This is a genomic window from Betaproteobacteria bacterium, assembly GCA_016720855.1.
GTDB lineage: Bacteria > Pseudomonadota > Gammaproteobacteria > Burkholderiales > Usitatibacteraceae > FEB-7.
Map to the genome: position 1 here is coordinate 218,724 of JADKJU010000001.1, position 16,077 is coordinate 234,800.

A 16,077-nucleotide genomic window follows, 5' to 3' on the forward strand; every position below is an offset into this window, starting at 1 on the left:
TTTAGCCGAAATCGGCGCGACAGGCACGGTCTCGAGCAGCGTGACCCATTAGAATGCCGCTTTGCCTCGCGCCACATCCCCATGATCCGCACCCGCTTCGCCCCCAGCCCAACGGGCTACCTACACATCGGCGGCGCCCGCACGGCGCTTCTTTGCTGGGCCTACGCCCGGCGCCACGGCGGCAAGTTCATCCTGCGCGTGGAGGATACGGACCAGGAACGATCCACGCAGGCATCCGTCAGGGCCATCCTCGACGGCCTTTCCTGGCTCGGCATCGACTGGGACGAGGGACCTTTCTATCAGATGGAGCGTCTTGCCCGTTATCGGGAAATCGCCGAGCAGCTCGTTCGCGAGGGCAAGGCCTACCGCTGCTATTGCACGAAGGATGAACTCGACGCCATGCGCGAGGCGCAGGTCGCCCGCGGGGAAAAGCCGCGCTACGACAGGCGCTGGCGTGATTCCACCGATACGCCACCGCCCGGGCGCCCGGCGGTGATCCGGTTCAAGAACCCGCTCGAAGGCGCCGTCACCTGGAACGACCTCGTGAAGGGGCCGGTGACGGTCTCGAACGAGGAGCTGGACGACCTCGTCCTGCTGCGCGGCGACGCAGTGCCCGCCTACAACTTCGGCGTCGTCGTGGACGACGTGGACATGGCGATGACGCACGTGATCCGGGGCGACGATCACGTGAACAACACGCCCCGGCAGATCAACCTGTACCGGGCGCTCGGGGCGCAGGTGCCGCTCTTCGCCCACATGCCCATGATCCTGGGCGCCGACGGGCAGCGGCTCTCCAAGCGTCACGGCGCGGTAAGCGTTCTGCAATACCGGGACGAGGGATACCTGCCGGACGCGCTGGTGAACTACCTGGCGCGGCTGGGCTGGTCCCACGGCGACGAGGAAGTCTTCTCCCGCGAGCAGCTGGTCGAATGGTTCGATCTCGAGCACGTGAGCCGCTCGCCGGCCCGCTGGGACCCCGAGAAGCTCAGGTGGCTCAATGGCGAGTACCTGAAGCGCATCCCCGCCGAAGCGCTCGTGGAGGGCATCCGTTCGCGCAACCCGGCTCTGCACGCCGAGATCGTCGAGGCGATGGACCCGGTTGCCATGACGGCAGTCGGCCAGGGCAGCTGGTCGCTCGTGGGCGAGCATGAGGCCTTCCTGCACGAGCTTGCCTCGCCGGTGACCACCGATCCTGCCGTCGTCGAGCAATACCTCGACGCAAAGGGCCGCGCCATCGTGGGCGAACTGGCCACTGCACTCGAGCCGATCGAGTGGAGCGCAGCCGGCGTCAAGGCCGCGCTCCAGGCATTCGTGAAGGGCCGCGGATTGAAGATGCCGGAGGTGATGATGCCGCTACGCGTGGCGGTCACCCGCAAGGCCCAGACCAAGGCGATCGACGCGATCGTGGCCGCGCTGCGCAAGGAAGTCGTGCTCGAGCGCCTGCGACACGCGGCCCGCGGATGAAGTCGCTTTGCAAGACTTCGCGTCCGCCGGTATAATCGCGGGCTCTGTTGGGGGTATAGCTCAGCTGGGAGAGCGCTTGCATGGCATGCAAGAGGTCAGCGGTTCGATCCCGCTTACCTCCACCAACGAGTACGACGGGAACCGGAAGCCGCCAGGCTTCCGTTTTCATGTCCCCATCGTCTAGAGGCCTAGGACACCGCCCTTTCACGGCGATAACCGGGGTTCGAATCCCCGTGGGGACGCCAGTAAATTCAAGGGGTTACGGGAATCCGTAACCCCTTTTTCTTGGTTGTGTCGCTGGAGATGTCGCATACACCTCCGGAAATCCGGAACACTGCTGCGCGTCGAGGGCACTGATTTCAAGAAGGAAGCAGGCACACTCGGTTCGTGCCGGAGCGACTGCCACGACACGAAGCCCGGAGCGCGCGTCAGCCTGCTACCTCAAATTTTCGCGGATACACATTTAAATCCCATATCAATTAGCGGGTTATGCTTGATTATTCAAGTGGTTTCGTTACACTGGCCCGATTATCTGTCGTAGAATGACTCCCATGCGCTGGTCCCATGCCGTTTCGTTGGCCGCGGTTTGCGCGGCTTCCCTGCTGGGCTCCCTTGAGTCCCGGGCAGACATCTATTCGTTCACCGACGAGCGTGGCGTGGTCCATTTCACCAACATCCCGGCCCTGGACCGGCGCTACAAGCTCATTCGCCGCGAGCCGGGTTCGGCGCCGCGGCCCGCCCAGGTGTTCATGCCTACGGAAGCCGACATTCGTCGCTACCAGGGGATCGTGGAGGCGGCCTCGAAGAGCCATGGGGTGGATGCGGCGCTGGTTAACGCCGTCATTTCTGCGGAGTCGGGGTACAACCCGAACGCGCTGTCCCGCAAGGGCGCGTCGGGGCTCATGCAACTCATGCCCGACACGGCCCGCCGCTACGGGGTGCAGAACATCTTCGATCCGGTGCAGAACGTGCACGGCGGAGTGCGTTACCTGAAGGACCTGCTGGCGATGTTCAAGGGCGACATGCGCCTTGCGGTCGCCGGCTACAACGCGGGCGAGAACGCGGTCATCCGGGCAGGAAACCGCATTCCCCAGTACGCGGAAACGGCCGCGTACGTGCCCAAGGTCATCGACTACTACCACAAGTTCCGCGCCCGCCAGGGCTGACGGCCGGCGAACGCTGGAAGCGAAAAGGGCCGCTCGCGAGCGGCCCTTCTCATTTCTGCGCCGAGCCCCGGCCGGTCAGTCGGCCGCCGCCGGCTGGAGTTCCTGCTTGCCGGTCTCCGTGCGGTCTTCCTCGAGTCGCTGCTCGAAGGTCTTGTGGCGGCGGGCGAGGAGCGTGTAGGCCGTGGGCACCACGAAGAGCGTGAGCACGGTGCCCAGCAGCAGTCCGCCCACGATCACCCACCCGATCTGCTGGCGCGATTCGGCCCCTGCGCCGCTGGCCGTCGCCAACGGCACGGCGCCGAGCACCATCGCGCCCGTGGTCATGAGGATGGGCCGCAGGCGCAGCACCGCGGCCTTCTGGACCGCCTCCATCACGTCGTGGCCCTTCGCCTGCATCTGGTTGGCGAATTCCACGATCAGGATGCCGTGCTTGGTGATGAGGCCCACCAGCGTGATGAGCCCGATCTGGCTGTACACGTTGAGCGTTCCTCCGGAGACCTTGAGCGCGAAGAGCGCCCCCGTCATCGACAGGGGCACGGTGAGCATGATGATGAAGGGGTCGATGAAGCTCTCGAACTGCGCCGCGAGCACGAGGTAGATGAAGATCAGCGCCAGCACGAACACGAAGTAGATATCGGTCGAGGAGTCGCGGAATTCCCGGGATTGGCCGTTGAGGTCTGTCTGCACCGTGGGCGGCAGTACCCGTTTCGCCGCGTCCTGCATGTAGGCGAGGGCATCGCCCAGCGCATATCCGGGGGCGAGGGTGGCGGTGATCGTGGTTGCCCGGATGCGGTTGAAGTGGTTCAGGCTCTTGGGCGCCACCGACTCGCGCACCACGACGAGGTTCGAGAGCTGGATCATTTCGTTGGACTTGCCGCGCACGTAGATGTCGGAGATGTCCGCGGGTGAGCGGCGGTCCGTGGGGACGATCTGCACGATCACGTCGTACTGCTCGCCGTCCTTCTTGAAACGCGTCACCTGTCGGCCGCCCAGCATGGTCTCGAGCGTGCGGCCCACCGACTCCACCGTCGCGCCCACGTCCACGATCTTGTCGCGGTTCACGCTCACCTTGAGCTCGGGCTTGTCCAGGCGAAGGTCCGAATCGAGGTTCTGCAGGCCCGGGTTCCTGGCGGCCTCGGCCATGAGGCGATCGACCATCTGCTGCAGGACCTCGAAGGGCGCCTGGGTCATGACGACGAACTCGACCGGGCGGTTGCGCGGGGACTGGCCGAGCGAGGGCGGGTTGGTCGGGAAGGCGCGAACGCCGGGGATCTGGGCGAACTTCGGGGCGAGTTCCGTCGTGATCTCCTGCTGCCTGCGCTTGCGCTCATCCCAGGGCTTCAGCCTCGCGATGGCGAGCCCGTCGGCCACGGTCGGAAAGCCGGCCAGCGCGTTGTACCTGCTGGTCTCGGGGGTCTGCTCGTAGAGCCTCTCCAGGTGCTTGAGGTTGTCCGCCGTGAAATTGACGGTGGATCCCTCCTGCGCCGAGACGAAGCCGAAGATGACGCCGCGATCCTCGCTCGGCGAGAGTTCCGAGCGCATGCTCGCGAAGAGCACGTAGCTTGCAAGCGCGACGAGCACGGCTCCGGACACCACCCAGATGCGGTGGTGCAGCGCCAGGTCAAGGGCGCGGCGATAACCCTCCGTCATCCGAGTGAAGAAGCCCTCGATCGCGTTGTAGATCACGCTGTGCCTTGTCTCGTGCCGCAGCAGCTTCGAGCACAACATGGGCGAGAGCGTGAGCGCCACGAAACCCGATACCAGCACAGCCCCGGCGAGGGCCAGGGCGAACTCGATGAACAGCCGGCCGGTGCGGCCCGTGGCAAAGGCGAGCGGCGCGTACACCGCCGCCAGCGTGAGCGTCATCGCGATCACGGCGAAGCCGATCTCCTTGGCGCCCACGAGCGCCGCCTCCAGCCGCGGCATCCCGTCCTCGATGTGCCGGAAGATGTTCTCGAGCACGACGATCGCGTCGTCCACCACCAGGCCGATCGCGAGCACCATGGCAAGCAGCGTGAGCGTGTTCACGCTGAAGTTGAAGGCATACATGAACGCGAACCCGCCGATCAGGGCCACCGGGATGGTCACGAGCGGGATGAGCGTGGCGCGGGGATTGCGCAGGAAGACGAAGATCACGAGGGCAACCAGGACGATCGCCTCCACGATGGTGCGAAAGACGGCCCGGATCGACTCCTCGATGAACACGGACGAGTCGTACACGACCTCGATCTTCATGTCCGGAAGCGTCTTGTTGATCTCGACGAGTTCCTTGCGGACCGCCCGCGACAGCTCCAGAGGGTTCGCCACCGCCTGCTTGATCATGCCCATCTGCACCGATCGCGCACCCATGAAGCGCGTGATCACGCGCTCGTCGGCCGGGCCCACCTCGACGCGGCCGAGGTCGCGGATCCTCACGGGGTAGCCCGAGACTTCCCGCACCACGATCGAATCGAACTGCGCCGGGGTCTGCAGGTCGGTCTGGGACAGCACGGAGAACTCGCGCTTGTCGCTCTCGATGCGGCCGGCGGGGATCTCCACGTTCTGCCGCCGCAGGGCGTCCTCGACGTCGGCCGGCGTGAGCCGGTAGGCCGCAAGCTTGCTGCGATCCAGCCAGATGCGCATCGAGATCTTGCGCTCCCCGAAGATGCGAACGTCCGCCGCGCCGGGCAGCGTGGACAGGCGCGGCTTCACGTAGCGCGAGACGTAGTCGGAGACCTCGATGGCATCCTTCGTGGCGGACGTGACCGACATCCACAGGATGGGAAAGGAGTCGGCCTCCACCTTGGCGATCACGGGCTCGTCGATCGCCTCCGGAAGCCTCGCCCGCACGCGCGCGACCTTGTCGCGTACGTCGGCGGCCGCCGAGTCGGGATCGCGCGTGAGCCGGAAGCGCACCGTGATCTGGGAAGTTTCGGTGCGCGAAACCGAGGTCATCACGTCCACGCCCTCGATGCCGGCGAGCGAATCCTCGAGCACCTTCGTGATCTGCGACTCGACGACTTCTGCGCTCGCTCCGGTGTACGTTGTCTGGACCGTGACGACCGGCTCGTCGATGCGGGGATATTCGCGCACGGACAGCCGCGAATAGGAGATGAGGCCCACGAGCAGCACCGCGAGCGACAGCACCGTTGCCAGGACGGGACGGCGGATGCAGATCTCGGGCAGGTTCATGGCGGGGGCGATTCGCTCAGGAATTTCCCTTGGCCGGCGCGTCGTTCGCCTTGCCCACGGGGACATCGGCCGAGGCCTCGTTCACCACGCGAACGGGCGCCCCGTCGCGCAGCTTCACCACGCCTGCGGTCACCACCTGGTCGTCGGCGCTCAGGCCGGTGACGACCTCGACCTTGCCGTCGCGGCGCTGGCCGATGTCGACCCTCTGCCTTTGCGCCCTTCCATCCGCGACGCGGTACACATACTTGTCCTCGCCGACCGCGATGATCGATTCCTCGGGGATGACGAGCGTGTCGCGGATATCGCTCGTGAAGAGGCGCACGCGCGCGAACATCCCCGGCCGCAGGCGCCCTTCAGGGTTGGGGACCTGGGCGCGGATCACGATGGAGCGGCCGTTCGCATCGATCAGCGGGTTGATCGCGAAGACCTGGCCCGGGTACGACTTGCCGGGCAGGGCGTCGAGGTTCACCTGCAGCGTCTGCCCCGCCCTGACCTGGGAGAGGAAGACTTCCGGAACGCGGAAATCGGCCTTGAGGGGATCGATCGCCTCCAGGTTCACGACGTCCTGCCCCTCCTTCACGTAGTCGCCGACGCTCACGGAGCGCAGCCCGATCACTCCCGCGAAAGGGGCCATGAGCTCGGTCTTTGCCAGCCGGGCGTTCGTGAGTTCGACGTCGGCCTGGGCGACCTTGAAGGTGTTCTCGGCCTCGTCCGTGGCCTGGCTGGAGATGAACCCCTTGGAGCGCAGGTCAACGGCGCGTTCGTACTTCGAGCGCGAGAGCGTGAGGTTCGCGCGGGCACGCTCGAGGTCCGCCTTCTGCACCGAGTTGTCGAGGCGGACGAGCACCTGCCCGCGCGTGGCGCGCTGGCCTTCCGTGAACAGGATCTCGGCGATGCGCCCCGCGATTTCGGGGCGCACGATGATCGACTCGTCGGAACGAAGGCTTCCCACGGTGGTGATGGACTGCGGCAGCTTCACGGTTCCCACCCGGAACGCCTCGACCGCGATGCCCGCCGGGGCGCCGCCGGCGGCTTTCTGCGCGACCGGGGCGGGCGCAGGGCCGCTGCGGGAACCCGCCCAATAGGACAGGGATCCGACGGTTGCTAGGGCGGCAAGGGCGCCGGCGATGTGGGTGGTCTTCATGACGTGAGGCCGGGAAAAAAGCGATTATCGACCCTTCGCGGGGCGCTCACCTGCCGCCGCGAGGAATGCCGATTTCGAAAGGGAGCCTGCAAGGGGCCGGGAGTCCACTCCGGGCCGCTACCGGCGGAAAGCCGGGGGCGCTTTTGTCAGGCGGGAATATCGGGGACCAGCTGCCGCTGCAGCATGAAGATCTGGTCCTTGAGCATGAGTTTTCGCTTCTTGAGTCTCTTCAGCTGCAATTCGTCGTGGAAGGGGTTGAGTTCGAGTGCTTCGATTGCGCGGTCGAGGTCACGGTGTTCGAGGTTCAACTCCCCGATGCGCCGCTTGATTTCCTCGGCATTCTCCGCGATGGTCGGCATGGGTCTTTTTCCTCTGAAGATGTCCGTGAAACCTTACTCCCAAGGCGTCGAATTGGCTAGTCTTGACAGCGATCAGGCCGCCCTTGCGAGGGTCCGGAATTCCGCTCAAAATGGCGTGATAGCCCCTTGCCAAGGGGTGACAAAACAACAGGTTGCACTCAATAAGAGGCGCGCGATGCAATTCCGCCGCAATGATTTCGACGTGAGCAACCGGATCAACACCACGGACCCGGGCTGCGTGAAGCTGGAGATCGCCCGCATCCACCATGCGCTTTATCCCGGGTCCCAGGCACCGACGATCGAGCGCGCCTTCGACGATGTCGAGGCACTGTACCGGGGCGAAAACCCGGCGTACGAGAAGTGCGACACGGCATACCACGACCTGCAGCACGTGCTCGAAGTGTCGCTCGCGATGGCCCGCCTCCTGGACGGCTACGAGCGTACGCGCGGCGACGGTCCGGCGATCGGCGCGCGGCTATTCCAGTTGGGAATCGTGTGCGCTCTCTTTCACGACATGGGCTATATCCGTCGCCGCAACGACCGCCGCCACCGGTGCGGCGCCGAGTACACGCGCATCCATGTCTCCCGCGGGGCCCGGTTCCTGCGTGATTACCTGCCGACCGTCGGCCTGGGCGAGTTCGCGACCATCGCGGGGCCGGTGCTTCATTTCACCGGGTACGAGCGGGCAGTGGGCGCGATCCGCCTTCCGCATCCGATCTACCGCCTGCTCGGAAGCCTGCTCGGGTCGGCCGACATCATTGCGCAGATGTCGGACCGCTGCTACCTCGAGAAATGCCACGACCGTCTCTACCCGGAGTTCGTGGATGGCGGCATTGCGCGGCGAAAGACCAGCGCGGGCGAGGTGACCGTCTTCGCCTCCGCCGACGACCTCATCCGCAAGACGCCCGGTTTCTTCGTCTCCGCCTCGAAGCGGTTGGACCACGACCTCGGTGGCGCGTACGAATACGCGCGCGGCCATTTCGGCGGCGCCAACCTCTACATGGATGCGGTGCGGTGCAACATCCGCTTTGCCGAGAAGCTCAAGTCCGGGCCCTTGCTCCAGTTGCGCCGGATCCCGCCGGTGACCATCAACTGACCATCGTCGGGACCCGTTCGCGGTCTGCATGAATGAGGCCATCGGCAAGTTCCGTCACGAGTTGCGAACGGATGCCGACCTATGCATCCGCCACATTTGCGCGACTTTTGCGGGAGTCCAGGCAGGTACGACGGGAAACACATTCCTCGTTCCCCATGAATATCTGGCGCCCCGAACACGAATCGAACGTGCGACCTGCCCCTTAGGAGGGGGCCGCTCTATCCACTGAGCTACCGGGGCGCTGCCAAGCGGATTATCGCACGCGGAATGCTCACTGCCCCGCGGAGGGGAAGCCGTACCGGGCCTTGAAGAGCGTCTCGTCGCGTCCCTGTGGACCGGTGCCGAAAAACGGATCGCGGTTGTCGCGGAAGGCGTGGTCGATCGTCTCCCAGTCCTCCTGCGTGAGCACCTTCAGCGCGATCGGAACGACGATGCTGCCTTCCTTGCGCATGTGCTCCCGCGACTCTGCCGCATAGCGGTCGAGGATGATCGCGAAAGTCTCGATCTCGGCGGCGCTGCCGCCACGCGTGCGGCGCAGGGCTTCGTGCAGCTCGCGAAAATCCGCCGGACCGCGCGCGTGCCCGTGCTGCAGTTCGAGCAGCACCGCGTCCGCCTCGGTGGTCCGGGTGCGCACGGCCCGGAACAGGTGCTCATCCTCCTTGGGATGGTGGAGCCGGTCCATGAAGGTGTCGATGTACGACAGGATCGTCCCGAAGAGATCGTAGTTGGGATTCACCCGGCGCTCGCGAACCGGCGTGAGGTGGCGCATCAGCGAGTTGAGCGCCGTTGCGAAACCCTGGTGCTCCCCGCTGATGATCGACAGGGCGGATTGCGCCGACTTCGGCAGCGCGGTGTTGTTCTCCGTCATCGTTACGCGGCCCCCGTCGCCAATCTTGCGGAGGCCATCCGCCGGCGCTGCAGGAAGTAGATGAACGCAACGAGCGCGTAGGCCGGGATGAACACCCAGTGCTCGGAGGGCGCGTCGGAGCGGACCTTGATCTCCTTCACCTTCCAGCCCTGCTCGAAGCCGCCGCGCTTGGCGCGGCTTCCGAACTTCACGGTCGCCACGCGAACCTCGTCGCCCAGTATCGTGAAGGTGACGCCCACGGCGGAAAGCCGCGTGCGGCTGTCTGCCGGTTTTCCCAACTGGGCGGACACTGTCTTGGTGACCTCGTCGCCCTCGACGTTCGTGCCCTGCAGGACGACCACGAGATCCTCGTCCTCCGGCAGTTCCTTGACGATCTGGTAGAGCGTCTTCGCCGGCCGCGATTCCCAGGGCGAATACAACTGGTCCATGAAGAAGTTGGGCCGGAAGAGCATGAACACGGCAACCAGCAGTATCACCGTTTCCCACCACCGGCTGCGGGTCTGGAAATAGTTCATCGTCGCGGCGGCGAAGACGAGGCAGGCCACCGTGGCCGACGAGATCACGAGCAAGAGCTCCCACCAGCCGTGCACGTCGATGAGGAGGAGCTGCGGGTTGAAGATCCACACGAAGGGCAGCACCACGGTGCGCAGCGCGTAGACCGAGCCCTGGATGCCGGTCTGGATCGGGTCCTCGCCCGATATCGCGGCCGCCGCGAAGCTCGCCAGTCCCACCGGCGGCGTGATGTCGCCCATGATTCCGTAATAGAAGACGAAGAGGTGCACGCCGATGAGCGGGATGACGAGGCCCGACTGCGCGCCCAGCTCCACGACGACCGGCGCCATGAGGGTGGCGACCAGGATGTAGTTTGCCGTCGTGGGCACGCCCATGCCCAGCACCAGGCACACGAAGGCCGTGAAGAGCAGCATGATCATCACGTTGCCCATCGACACGAATTCGACGAATTCGGTCATGCGCAGGCCCACGCCCGTGAGCGTGATGCCCCCGACGATGATGCCCGCGGTGCCGGTTGCGATGGCGATGCCGATCATGCTGCGGGCGCCGTCGTTGAGTCCGAGGAAGATCTCGTGGAATCCGGCCTTCACCTCCGGCAGGGCGAAGCCCTTGCCGCGGAAGATATTGGTGAGCGGCCGCTGCGTGGCCATCAGCACGAGCTGCGAAAGCGTCGCCCAGAAGGCGGACAGCGCCGGCGACATCTCCTCGATCATGAGGCACCAGATGAGCATCCCGAAGGGGATGAGGAAGTGCAGTCCCGCCTTCACCGTCGGCCACGTCTCGGGCAGCACCGGGTTCTTCACGTCGATGTCCACCGGCAGGTCGGGGCATTTCGCCGCGATGCGCAGGCACCCGATGTAAAGGGCGGCCAGGAGGAATCCGAGCACCCAGCCGGCCGCTTCGCCCAGAAGGTTCTTGGCGGCCTCCGCCACGAAATAGATCGCGCAGAGCACGGCGATCGTCCCGGAGATCCCCAGGCCCCATCCGGTGATGCGCTCGCGCGCGCCGCGTGCGCGTCCCGGCGCAAAGGGTTCGAGCCCGATCTTCAGCGCCTCCAGGTGCACGATGTAGAAAAGCGCGATGTAGGAAAGCGTTGCCGGCAGGAAGGCGTGCTTGCAGATCTCGGTGTACGTGAGTCCGACGTACTCCACCATCAGGAACGCGGCCGCCCCCATGACGGGAGGCATGATCTGGCCATTCACCGAGCTCATGGTTTCGATCGCGCCCGCCTTCACGCCGCCGTAACCGGCCTTCTTCATGAGCGGGATGGTGAAGATGCCGCCCGAGACCACGTTCGAGACGGACGACCCCGAGATGAGCCCGTTCAGCGCGGAGGACACCACGGCCACCTTGGCCGGGCCGCCGCGCAGGTGGCCCAGGAGCGCCATCGAGACCTGCATCATGTAGTTGCCCGCGCCGGCGCGGTCGAGCAGCGCACCGAAGAGCACGTAGATGAAGATGAACGACGACGAGACTCCCAACGCCACGCCGTAGACACCCTCCGTCGTGAGCCACTGGTGCGAAAGCATCCGTTCGAGAGAGGCACCCTTGTGCGCGAGGATGTCCGGCATGTACTTGCCGAACATGATGTAGATGAGGAAGAGGATCGCCAGCACCATCATCGGCATCCCGACCGCGCGGCGGGTGGCCTCGAGCAGGAGCACGAGGCCCGTGCAGGCCACGATGATGTCCTGCAGGTTGGGCTGGCCGGGCCGCGTCGAAAGCTGCACGTAGAACAGCAGGAAATACGCGCCGGCGATCGCTCCGGCCACACCGAGGATCCAATCGTGCCACGGGACACTCTTGCGGCCGGAACTCTTCAGGGCCGGATAGCAGAGGTAGGCGAGGAACAGGGCGATCCCGAGGTGCAGCGAGCGTGCCTCGGTGTCGTTCAGCACGCCCCAGCCGAAGACGAACGGAAGCGGGGACGCGTACCAGAGCTGGAAGAGCGACCAGCCGACCGCCACGAACAGGATGAGCTTGCCGACCGGGCCGCCGACTTCGCGCCCGCCGGTGTCCGCGTCCGCCACCAGTTGCTGGAGATCGATGCTCGGTTCGACCGGGTTCTTGTTTTCTTCCACGATTCCCCCATCAAGCGAAAACGGGGCGGGCCAATGCCCACCCCGCGTGCGGCCTCATCCCGGCAGACGCCGGGCGGTTCTCACTTGATCCAGCCCTTTTCCCTGTAGTAGCGGGCGGCTCCCTCGTGCAGCGGGGCCGACAGGCCGTTCTTCACCATGTCCTCGGGCTTGAGGTGGGCGAGCGCCGGGTGCAGCTTCTTGAACTCCTCGAAGTTGTCGAACACGGCCTTCACGACGGCGTAGATGCTGTCGGCGGGCACCTTGGAGGAGCTCACCAGCGCGGCGAGCACGCCGTAGGTTTCGGTCGCCTGCGGGTTGTTCGGATACAGGCCCGCCGGGATGGAGACCTTGGCGTAGTACGGCTTGTCCGCGACGAGCTTGTCGATCGCGGGCCCGGTGAGGGAAATCAGCTTCGCCCCGCAGCTCGTTGTCGGGTCCTGGATGTTCGCGGACGGGTGGCCCACCGCGTAGAAGAAGCCGTCGATCTTGTTGTCGCAAAGGGCCGGGCCGTGTTCGTCAGCCTTGAGTTCCGAGGCCAGCGCGAAGTCGCTCATCTTCCAGCCCAGGGCGACCAGCAGTTCCTCCATCGAGGCGCGCGTGCCGGATCCGGGGTTGCCCACGTTGAATTTCTTGCCCTTGAAGTCGGCGAAGGACTTGATGTTGGCTTCCTTGCGCGCGACCACGGTGAACGGCTCCGGGTGCAGCGACATCACGGCGCGCAGGTCGCCATAGGCGCCAGCGTCCTTGAACTGGCCGAGACCCTTGACCGAGTTGTACATCACGTCGGACTGGGTCACCCCGAGGTCGAGCTCGCCGGCCTTGATGGTGTTGATGTTGAACACGGAGCCGCCGGTGGATTCCACCGAGCAGCGGATGCCGTGCTTGGCGCGGTCCTTGTTCACGAGGCGGCAGATGGCTCCGCCCGCGGCGTAGTAAACGCCGGTGACGCCGCCGGTGCCGATGGTCACGTATTTCTGCTGCGCGGCCGCGTCGGGCGCGCAGAAGGCCGCGGCCACGGCGAAGGCGATGCCGAGGGTGATTCGTTTCATTGTGGGTCTCCTCATGGTGGGTCGGTGGGTCATACCTGCGCCGTGCGCCGAAGGGCTGCGGTGCTGGTCTCGATGGCCTCGGCGAGCCGACCGACAATGTCGTCGAGGTCGGCCTGCGTGGCGATGAAAGGGGGCGCGAGCAGCACGTGGTCGCCACGCACACCGTCGATGGTGCCGCCCATGGGATAGACCATGAGGCCGCGCGCCATCGCGTTCGCCTTGATCTTCGCGTGCAGCCTGTGCGACGGGTCGAAGGGCTGCTTGGTCGAGCGGTCCTCCACCAGTTCCACCCCGCGGAAGAGGCCGCGACCGCGGATGTCGCCCACATGCGGGTGGCCGCCCAGCGCCTCGCGCAGGCGCTTCTCGAAATAGGCGCCACGGGTGCGCACAACCTCGAGCAGGTTGTCGCGCTTGATGATTCTCTGCACCTCGAGCGCCGCCGCCGCGGCTACCGGGTGCCCGAGGTAGGTGTGGCCGTGCTGGAAGAGGCCGCTGCCCTTGCGCAAGGCTTCCACGATTATCGCCTGGGCGAGCACCGCGCCTATGGGTTGGTAGCCGCCGCCGAGCCCCTTGGCGATGGCCACGAGGTCGGGAACGATGCCTTCCTGCTCGACGGCGTAAAGCGTGCCGGTGCGGCCCATTCCGCACATCACTTCGTCGGCAATGAGCAGGATGCCATGCCGATCGCAGATCTCGCGCACCCGCCTGAAATAACCCGGCGTGGGCGGCACGGCGCCCACTGTCGCGCCAACGACGGTCTCGGCCACGAAGGCGATGACCCGTTTCGGCCCCACCTCCCGGATCTTCGCCTCGAGTTCGGCCGCCAGGCGCTCGCTGTAGGCCTCGGGCGTCTCGTAGGACAGCCGATCGCGATATTCGTAGCACGGCGACACGCGCGCGACGTCGATGAGGAGCGGGGCGAACTGCTTGCGCCGCCATTCATTGCCGCCCACGGCGAGGGCCCCCAGCGTGTTGCCGTGGTAGCTCTGGCGGCGGCCGATGAAGACGCTGCGCTCGGGCTCGCCGGTCTCCACGAAATACTGCCGCGCCATCTTGAGCGCGGCCTCCATCGCCTCGGAGCCGCCGGAAACGAGGTAAACGTGGGACATCCCCCGGGGCGCATCGGCGATGAGTGTGTCGGCAAGCTCCTCGGCCACCTGCGTCGTGAAGAAACTCGTGTGCGCGTAGGCCACGCGATCGATCTGCGCATGCATCGCCGCGAGCACTTCCGGATGGCCGTGCCCGAGGCAGGAAACGGCCGCGCCGCCGCAGGCGTCGAGGTACTCGCGGCCCTCGCGATCGGTGATTCGCAGGCCCTTGGCCGATACGGCAAAGGGCAGGGTGCCGCGAAGGCTGCGGTGGAGGATGTTGGTCATGGCGGGGTGTCGGAAGGATAGCACCGAGAGGGCGCCCTTGAGGCGGCGCTGCTACACTGCCGGGCGCCAATCTATCCCATCCCCCATGGAAATCGTTCTTGTCGTCATGGTCGTCTTCTCCGTCATGGTCGTGACGTGGCTGGCGATCGCCCAGTCCGGCGAACCTCCCGCGCCCGGCGCCGAGGCGCCGGACTTCCGGTTGCAGGGGACCGACGGGGCGGATCATTCGCTTTCGGCCCTGCGCGGAGCGCGCGCCGTCATCGTTTTCCATCCCCAGGACGAAACGCCGGAATGCCTGGCCGTGGTCGAGCGGCTCGTCGCCGCGGCGCCCGCCATCGCTTCCGCCGGCGCATCACTTGCGACAGTGGTGGTGAGCGAGGTGGAGGCGGCTCGGGCCTACGGCCTCTCCCACGGAGTGGTGCCGGGCGTACTGTGCGACCCTGCCGGGCGGACGACGAAGGCCTACGGGGCGCTGGTGAACCTGGGCTTCCTGAAGTTCGCTCGCAAGCTGGTTGTCCTCGTCGATGCGCAGGGCAAGGTCGATCGCGTCTGGAAGGACCCCGTAGGGCCCCAGCACGTAGACGAGCTGCTCGCGGCCCTCACGAAGTTTCCGCGCTGAATTCCAGGGGTCGAACTCAGCGCCTCGGTCGGCTATAATCGCGCCCTTCGAGTTGCCTCCGGAGAGGTGGCAGAGTGGTCGATCGCGTCAGACTCGAAATCTGAAGTACCCTCCGGGGTACCGTGGGTTCGAATCCCACCCTCTCCGCCAGTTCCCCGACGAAGCCCGGCATCTGCCGGGCTTTTTTCGTTCCCCCCCCCCGGCCCCCGGAAAATGTTGCAAAACCCGTTGAGAAACGTTTTGCAACACTATGAAAACAAGGCATAATTCAGTTTCAAACAAAAGTTTCAATACGAGTGAGAAGGCGGATGCCACTTCAGGGCAGGTCGGGCCAGGATATTGCGACCGCGAAACGTTTCCTGAAGGCGGCCGCGCACGAGTTCGCCAAGCGCGGTGCCCGGCGACGCGCGAGAACTGGCGCCTGCCGTGGAGCCGTCTGACCGAGATCGTGTCGGCGCTGTCCCGCCCCGCGTCCGTGGCAACTCCCCCCGTGTTTCGCCTGTAAAGCGGGCAGGTACCGGAACTGTGCCTTTCGTCACAAGCCGCCGGGCGCCGCATCCCTACAATTTCACTCATGGCGGCCCACAAGGCCCATCACGGGTCCGATATCCGTTCCGGGCCACGAAAAGGAGATCGGCAGCAATGAGGGAGAAATTCAGCAGGGCCCTGGCCATCCTGGCGTTCGCCACGGCAACGGCCCCCGTGGCCCTTGCACAGGCGCCCGCCGAGCCGCTCGAGTCGCGCCTCGTCGCGAGCAAGGTCGTCTTGGTCGATGGCCGCGAAAGCCTCGTCGAGGCGACGAATGCCAGGCCGGGCGATGTGATCGAGTACACCGCCACCTACCGCAACGCCGGCAAGGAAGCGCTCAAGGGACTCAAGGCCACCATCCCGATTCCCTCGCAGACGGAATTCATCCCCGGGACGGCCCGCCCTGCGGGCGTGTCGGCGAGCCTCGACGCACGCCTCTTTGCCGATGTGCCGCTCAAGCGCACCGTGATGCGCGACGGCAGGCAGGTGGAGGAAGCCGTTCCCCCCGGCGAATACCGCGCGCTGCGCTGGCTGGCGGGAGAACTTTCCGGCGGGAAGGAGAAATCGTTCTCCGCGCGCGTCCGGGTACTGGACGACCGCCCGCCGAACGATCCTGGCGGCAAGGCAGGTGGCCGATGAGACA

General features: G+C 65.8%; 12 protein-coding genes and 4 tRNA genes. 8 read left to right on the plus strand and 8 right to left on the minus strand.

Annotated elements, in window-relative coordinates:
- Positions 1-81 precede the first annotated feature (81 nt).
- The 4 genes from gltX to IPP91_00970 all read left to right on the plus strand — a co-directional run bounded on the left by gltX (position 82) and on the right by IPP91_00970 (position 2,630).
- Positions 82-1,464 carry a glutamate--tRNA ligase gene (gltX, locus tag IPP91_00955; protein ID MBL0140659.1) on the plus strand — a complete coding sequence of 461 codons (1,383 nt, stop codon included), beginning with the start codon at positions 82-84 and terminating at the stop codon, positions 1,462-1,464.
- 49 nt (positions 1,465-1,513) lie between these two features.
- Positions 1,514-1,589 (plus strand) — tRNA-Ala (locus IPP91_00960).
- Positions 1,590-1,633: 44 nt separating this feature from the next.
- Positions 1,634-1,709 (plus strand) — tRNA-Glu (locus IPP91_00965).
- A 297-nt stretch (positions 1,710-2,006) separates the two neighbouring features.
- The gene (locus IPP91_00970; GenBank protein MBL0140660.1) at positions 2,007-2,630 is read left to right on the plus strand and encodes a lytic transglycosylase domain-containing protein; all 624 of its coding nucleotides are present in this window, start codon (positions 2,007-2,009) and stop codon (positions 2,628-2,630) included.
- 75 nt (positions 2,631-2,705) lie between these two features.
- Here IPP91_00970 and IPP91_00975 read toward each other — a convergent pair whose 3' ends face one another.
- The 3 genes from IPP91_00975 to IPP91_00985 all read right to left on the minus strand — a co-directional run bounded on the left by IPP91_00975 (position 2,706) and on the right by IPP91_00985 (position 7,304).
- Complete coding sequence (locus tag IPP91_00975) at positions 2,706-5,801, minus strand: efflux RND transporter permease subunit (protein MBL0140661.1); 3,096 nt, start codon at positions 5,799-5,801, stop codon at positions 2,706-2,708.
- 16 nt (positions 5,802-5,817) lie between these two features.
- A complete protein-coding gene (locus IPP91_00980) occupies positions 5,818-6,945 on the minus strand; it encodes an efflux RND transporter periplasmic adaptor subunit (protein MBL0140662.1) in 1,128 nt (375 codons plus the stop codon).
- Positions 6,946-7,091: 146 nt separating this feature from the next.
- Positions 7,092-7,304, minus strand: coding sequence for a YdcH family protein (locus IPP91_00985; GenBank protein MBL0140663.1), 213 nt, complete (start codon positions 7,302-7,304; stop codon positions 7,092-7,094).
- Positions 7,305-7,479: 175 nt separating this feature from the next.
- Here IPP91_00985 and IPP91_00990 point away from each other — a divergent pair, with 175 nt between their 5' ends.
- Positions 7,480-8,400 carry an HD domain-containing protein gene (locus IPP91_00990; protein ID MBL0140664.1) on the plus strand — a complete coding sequence of 307 codons (921 nt, stop codon included), beginning with the start codon at positions 7,480-7,482 and terminating at the stop codon, positions 8,398-8,400.
- A 164-nt stretch (positions 8,401-8,564) separates the two neighbouring features.
- On the opposite strand, the gene IPP91_00995 is transcribed toward IPP91_00990, so the two are convergent.
- From IPP91_00995 to IPP91_01015, 5 genes are all read right to left on the minus strand, one after another.
- Positions 8,565-8,640, minus strand: a tRNA-Arg gene (locus IPP91_00995).
- A 31-nt stretch (positions 8,641-8,671) separates the two neighbouring features.
- Positions 8,672-9,268, minus strand: a complete 597-nt coding sequence (locus tag IPP91_01000; GenBank protein ID MBL0140665.1) for a hemerythrin domain-containing protein — start codon at positions 9,266-9,268, stop codon at positions 8,672-8,674.
- A gap of 2 nt (positions 9,269-9,270) precedes the next feature.
- A complete protein-coding gene (locus tag IPP91_01005) occupies positions 9,271-11,862 on the minus strand; it encodes a TRAP transporter permease (protein MBL0140666.1) in 2,592 nt (863 codons plus the stop codon).
- 80 nt (positions 11,863-11,942) lie between these two features.
- Complete coding sequence (locus IPP91_01010; GenBank protein MBL0140667.1) at positions 11,943-12,911, minus strand: TAXI family TRAP transporter solute-binding subunit; 969 nt, start codon at positions 12,909-12,911, stop codon at positions 11,943-11,945.
- Between the two features lie 29 nt (positions 12,912-12,940).
- A complete protein-coding gene (locus tag IPP91_01015; GenBank protein ID MBL0140668.1) occupies positions 12,941-14,287 on the minus strand; it encodes an aspartate aminotransferase family protein in 1,347 nt (448 codons plus the stop codon).
- Positions 14,288-14,372: 85 nt separating this feature from the next.
- Here IPP91_01015 and IPP91_01020 point away from each other — a divergent pair, with 85 nt between their 5' ends.
- The 3 genes from IPP91_01020 to IPP91_01030 all read left to right on the plus strand — a co-directional run bounded on the left by IPP91_01020 (position 14,373) and on the right by IPP91_01030 (position 16,073).
- Positions 14,373-14,906 (plus strand): redoxin domain-containing protein, encoded by a 534-nt coding sequence (locus tag IPP91_01020; protein MBL0140669.1) that lies wholly within the window; start codon positions 14,373-14,375, stop codon positions 14,904-14,906.
- A gap of 60 nt (positions 14,907-14,966) precedes the next feature.
- A tRNA-Ser gene (locus IPP91_01025) sits at positions 14,967-15,056 on the plus strand.
- A gap of 492 nt (positions 15,057-15,548) precedes the next feature.
- Positions 15,549-16,073, plus strand: coding sequence for a DUF11 domain-containing protein (locus IPP91_01030; GenBank protein ID MBL0140670.1), 525 nt, complete (start codon positions 15,549-15,551; stop codon positions 16,071-16,073).
- Positions 16,074-16,077 lie beyond the last annotated feature (4 nt).

Excerpts from the sequence above, each read along its gene's own strand:
- gltX (MBL0140659.1), top strand. The coding sequence starts at position 82 with ATGATCCGCACCCGCTTCGCCCCCAGCCCAACGGGCTACCTACACATC.
- IPP91_00970 (MBL0140660.1), top strand. The coding sequence starts at position 2,007 with ATGACTCCCATGCGCTGGTCCCATGCCGTTTCGTTGGCCGCGGTTTGC.
- IPP91_00975 (MBL0140661.1), bottom strand. The coding sequence starts at position 5,801 with ATGAACCTGCCCGAGATCTGCATCCGCCGTCCCGTCCTGGCAACGGTG.
- IPP91_00980 (MBL0140662.1), bottom strand. The coding sequence starts at position 6,945 with ATGAAGACCACCCACATCGCCGGCGCCCTTGCCGCCCTAGCAACCGTC.
- IPP91_00985 (MBL0140663.1), bottom strand. The coding sequence starts at position 7,304 with ATGCCGACCATCGCGGAGAATGCCGAGGAAATCAAGCGGCGCATCGGG.
- IPP91_00990 (MBL0140664.1), top strand. The coding sequence starts at position 7,480 with ATGCAATTCCGCCGCAATGATTTCGACGTGAGCAACCGGATCAACACC.
- IPP91_01000 (MBL0140665.1), bottom strand. The coding sequence starts at position 9,268 with ATGACGGAGAACAACACCGCGCTGCCGAAGTCGGCGCAATCCGCCCTG.
- IPP91_01010 (MBL0140667.1), bottom strand. The coding sequence starts at position 12,911 with ATGAAACGAATCACCCTCGGCATCGCCTTCGCCGTGGCCGCGGCCTTC.
- IPP91_01015 (MBL0140668.1), bottom strand. The coding sequence starts at position 14,287 with ATGACCAACATCCTCCACCGCAGCCTTCGCGGCACCCTGCCCTTTGCC.
- IPP91_01020 (MBL0140669.1), top strand. The coding sequence starts at position 14,373 with ATGGAAATCGTTCTTGTCGTCATGGTCGTCTTCTCCGTCATGGTCGTG.
- IPP91_01030 (MBL0140670.1), top strand. The coding sequence starts at position 15,549 with ATGAGGGAGAAATTCAGCAGGGCCCTGGCCATCCTGGCGTTCGCCACG.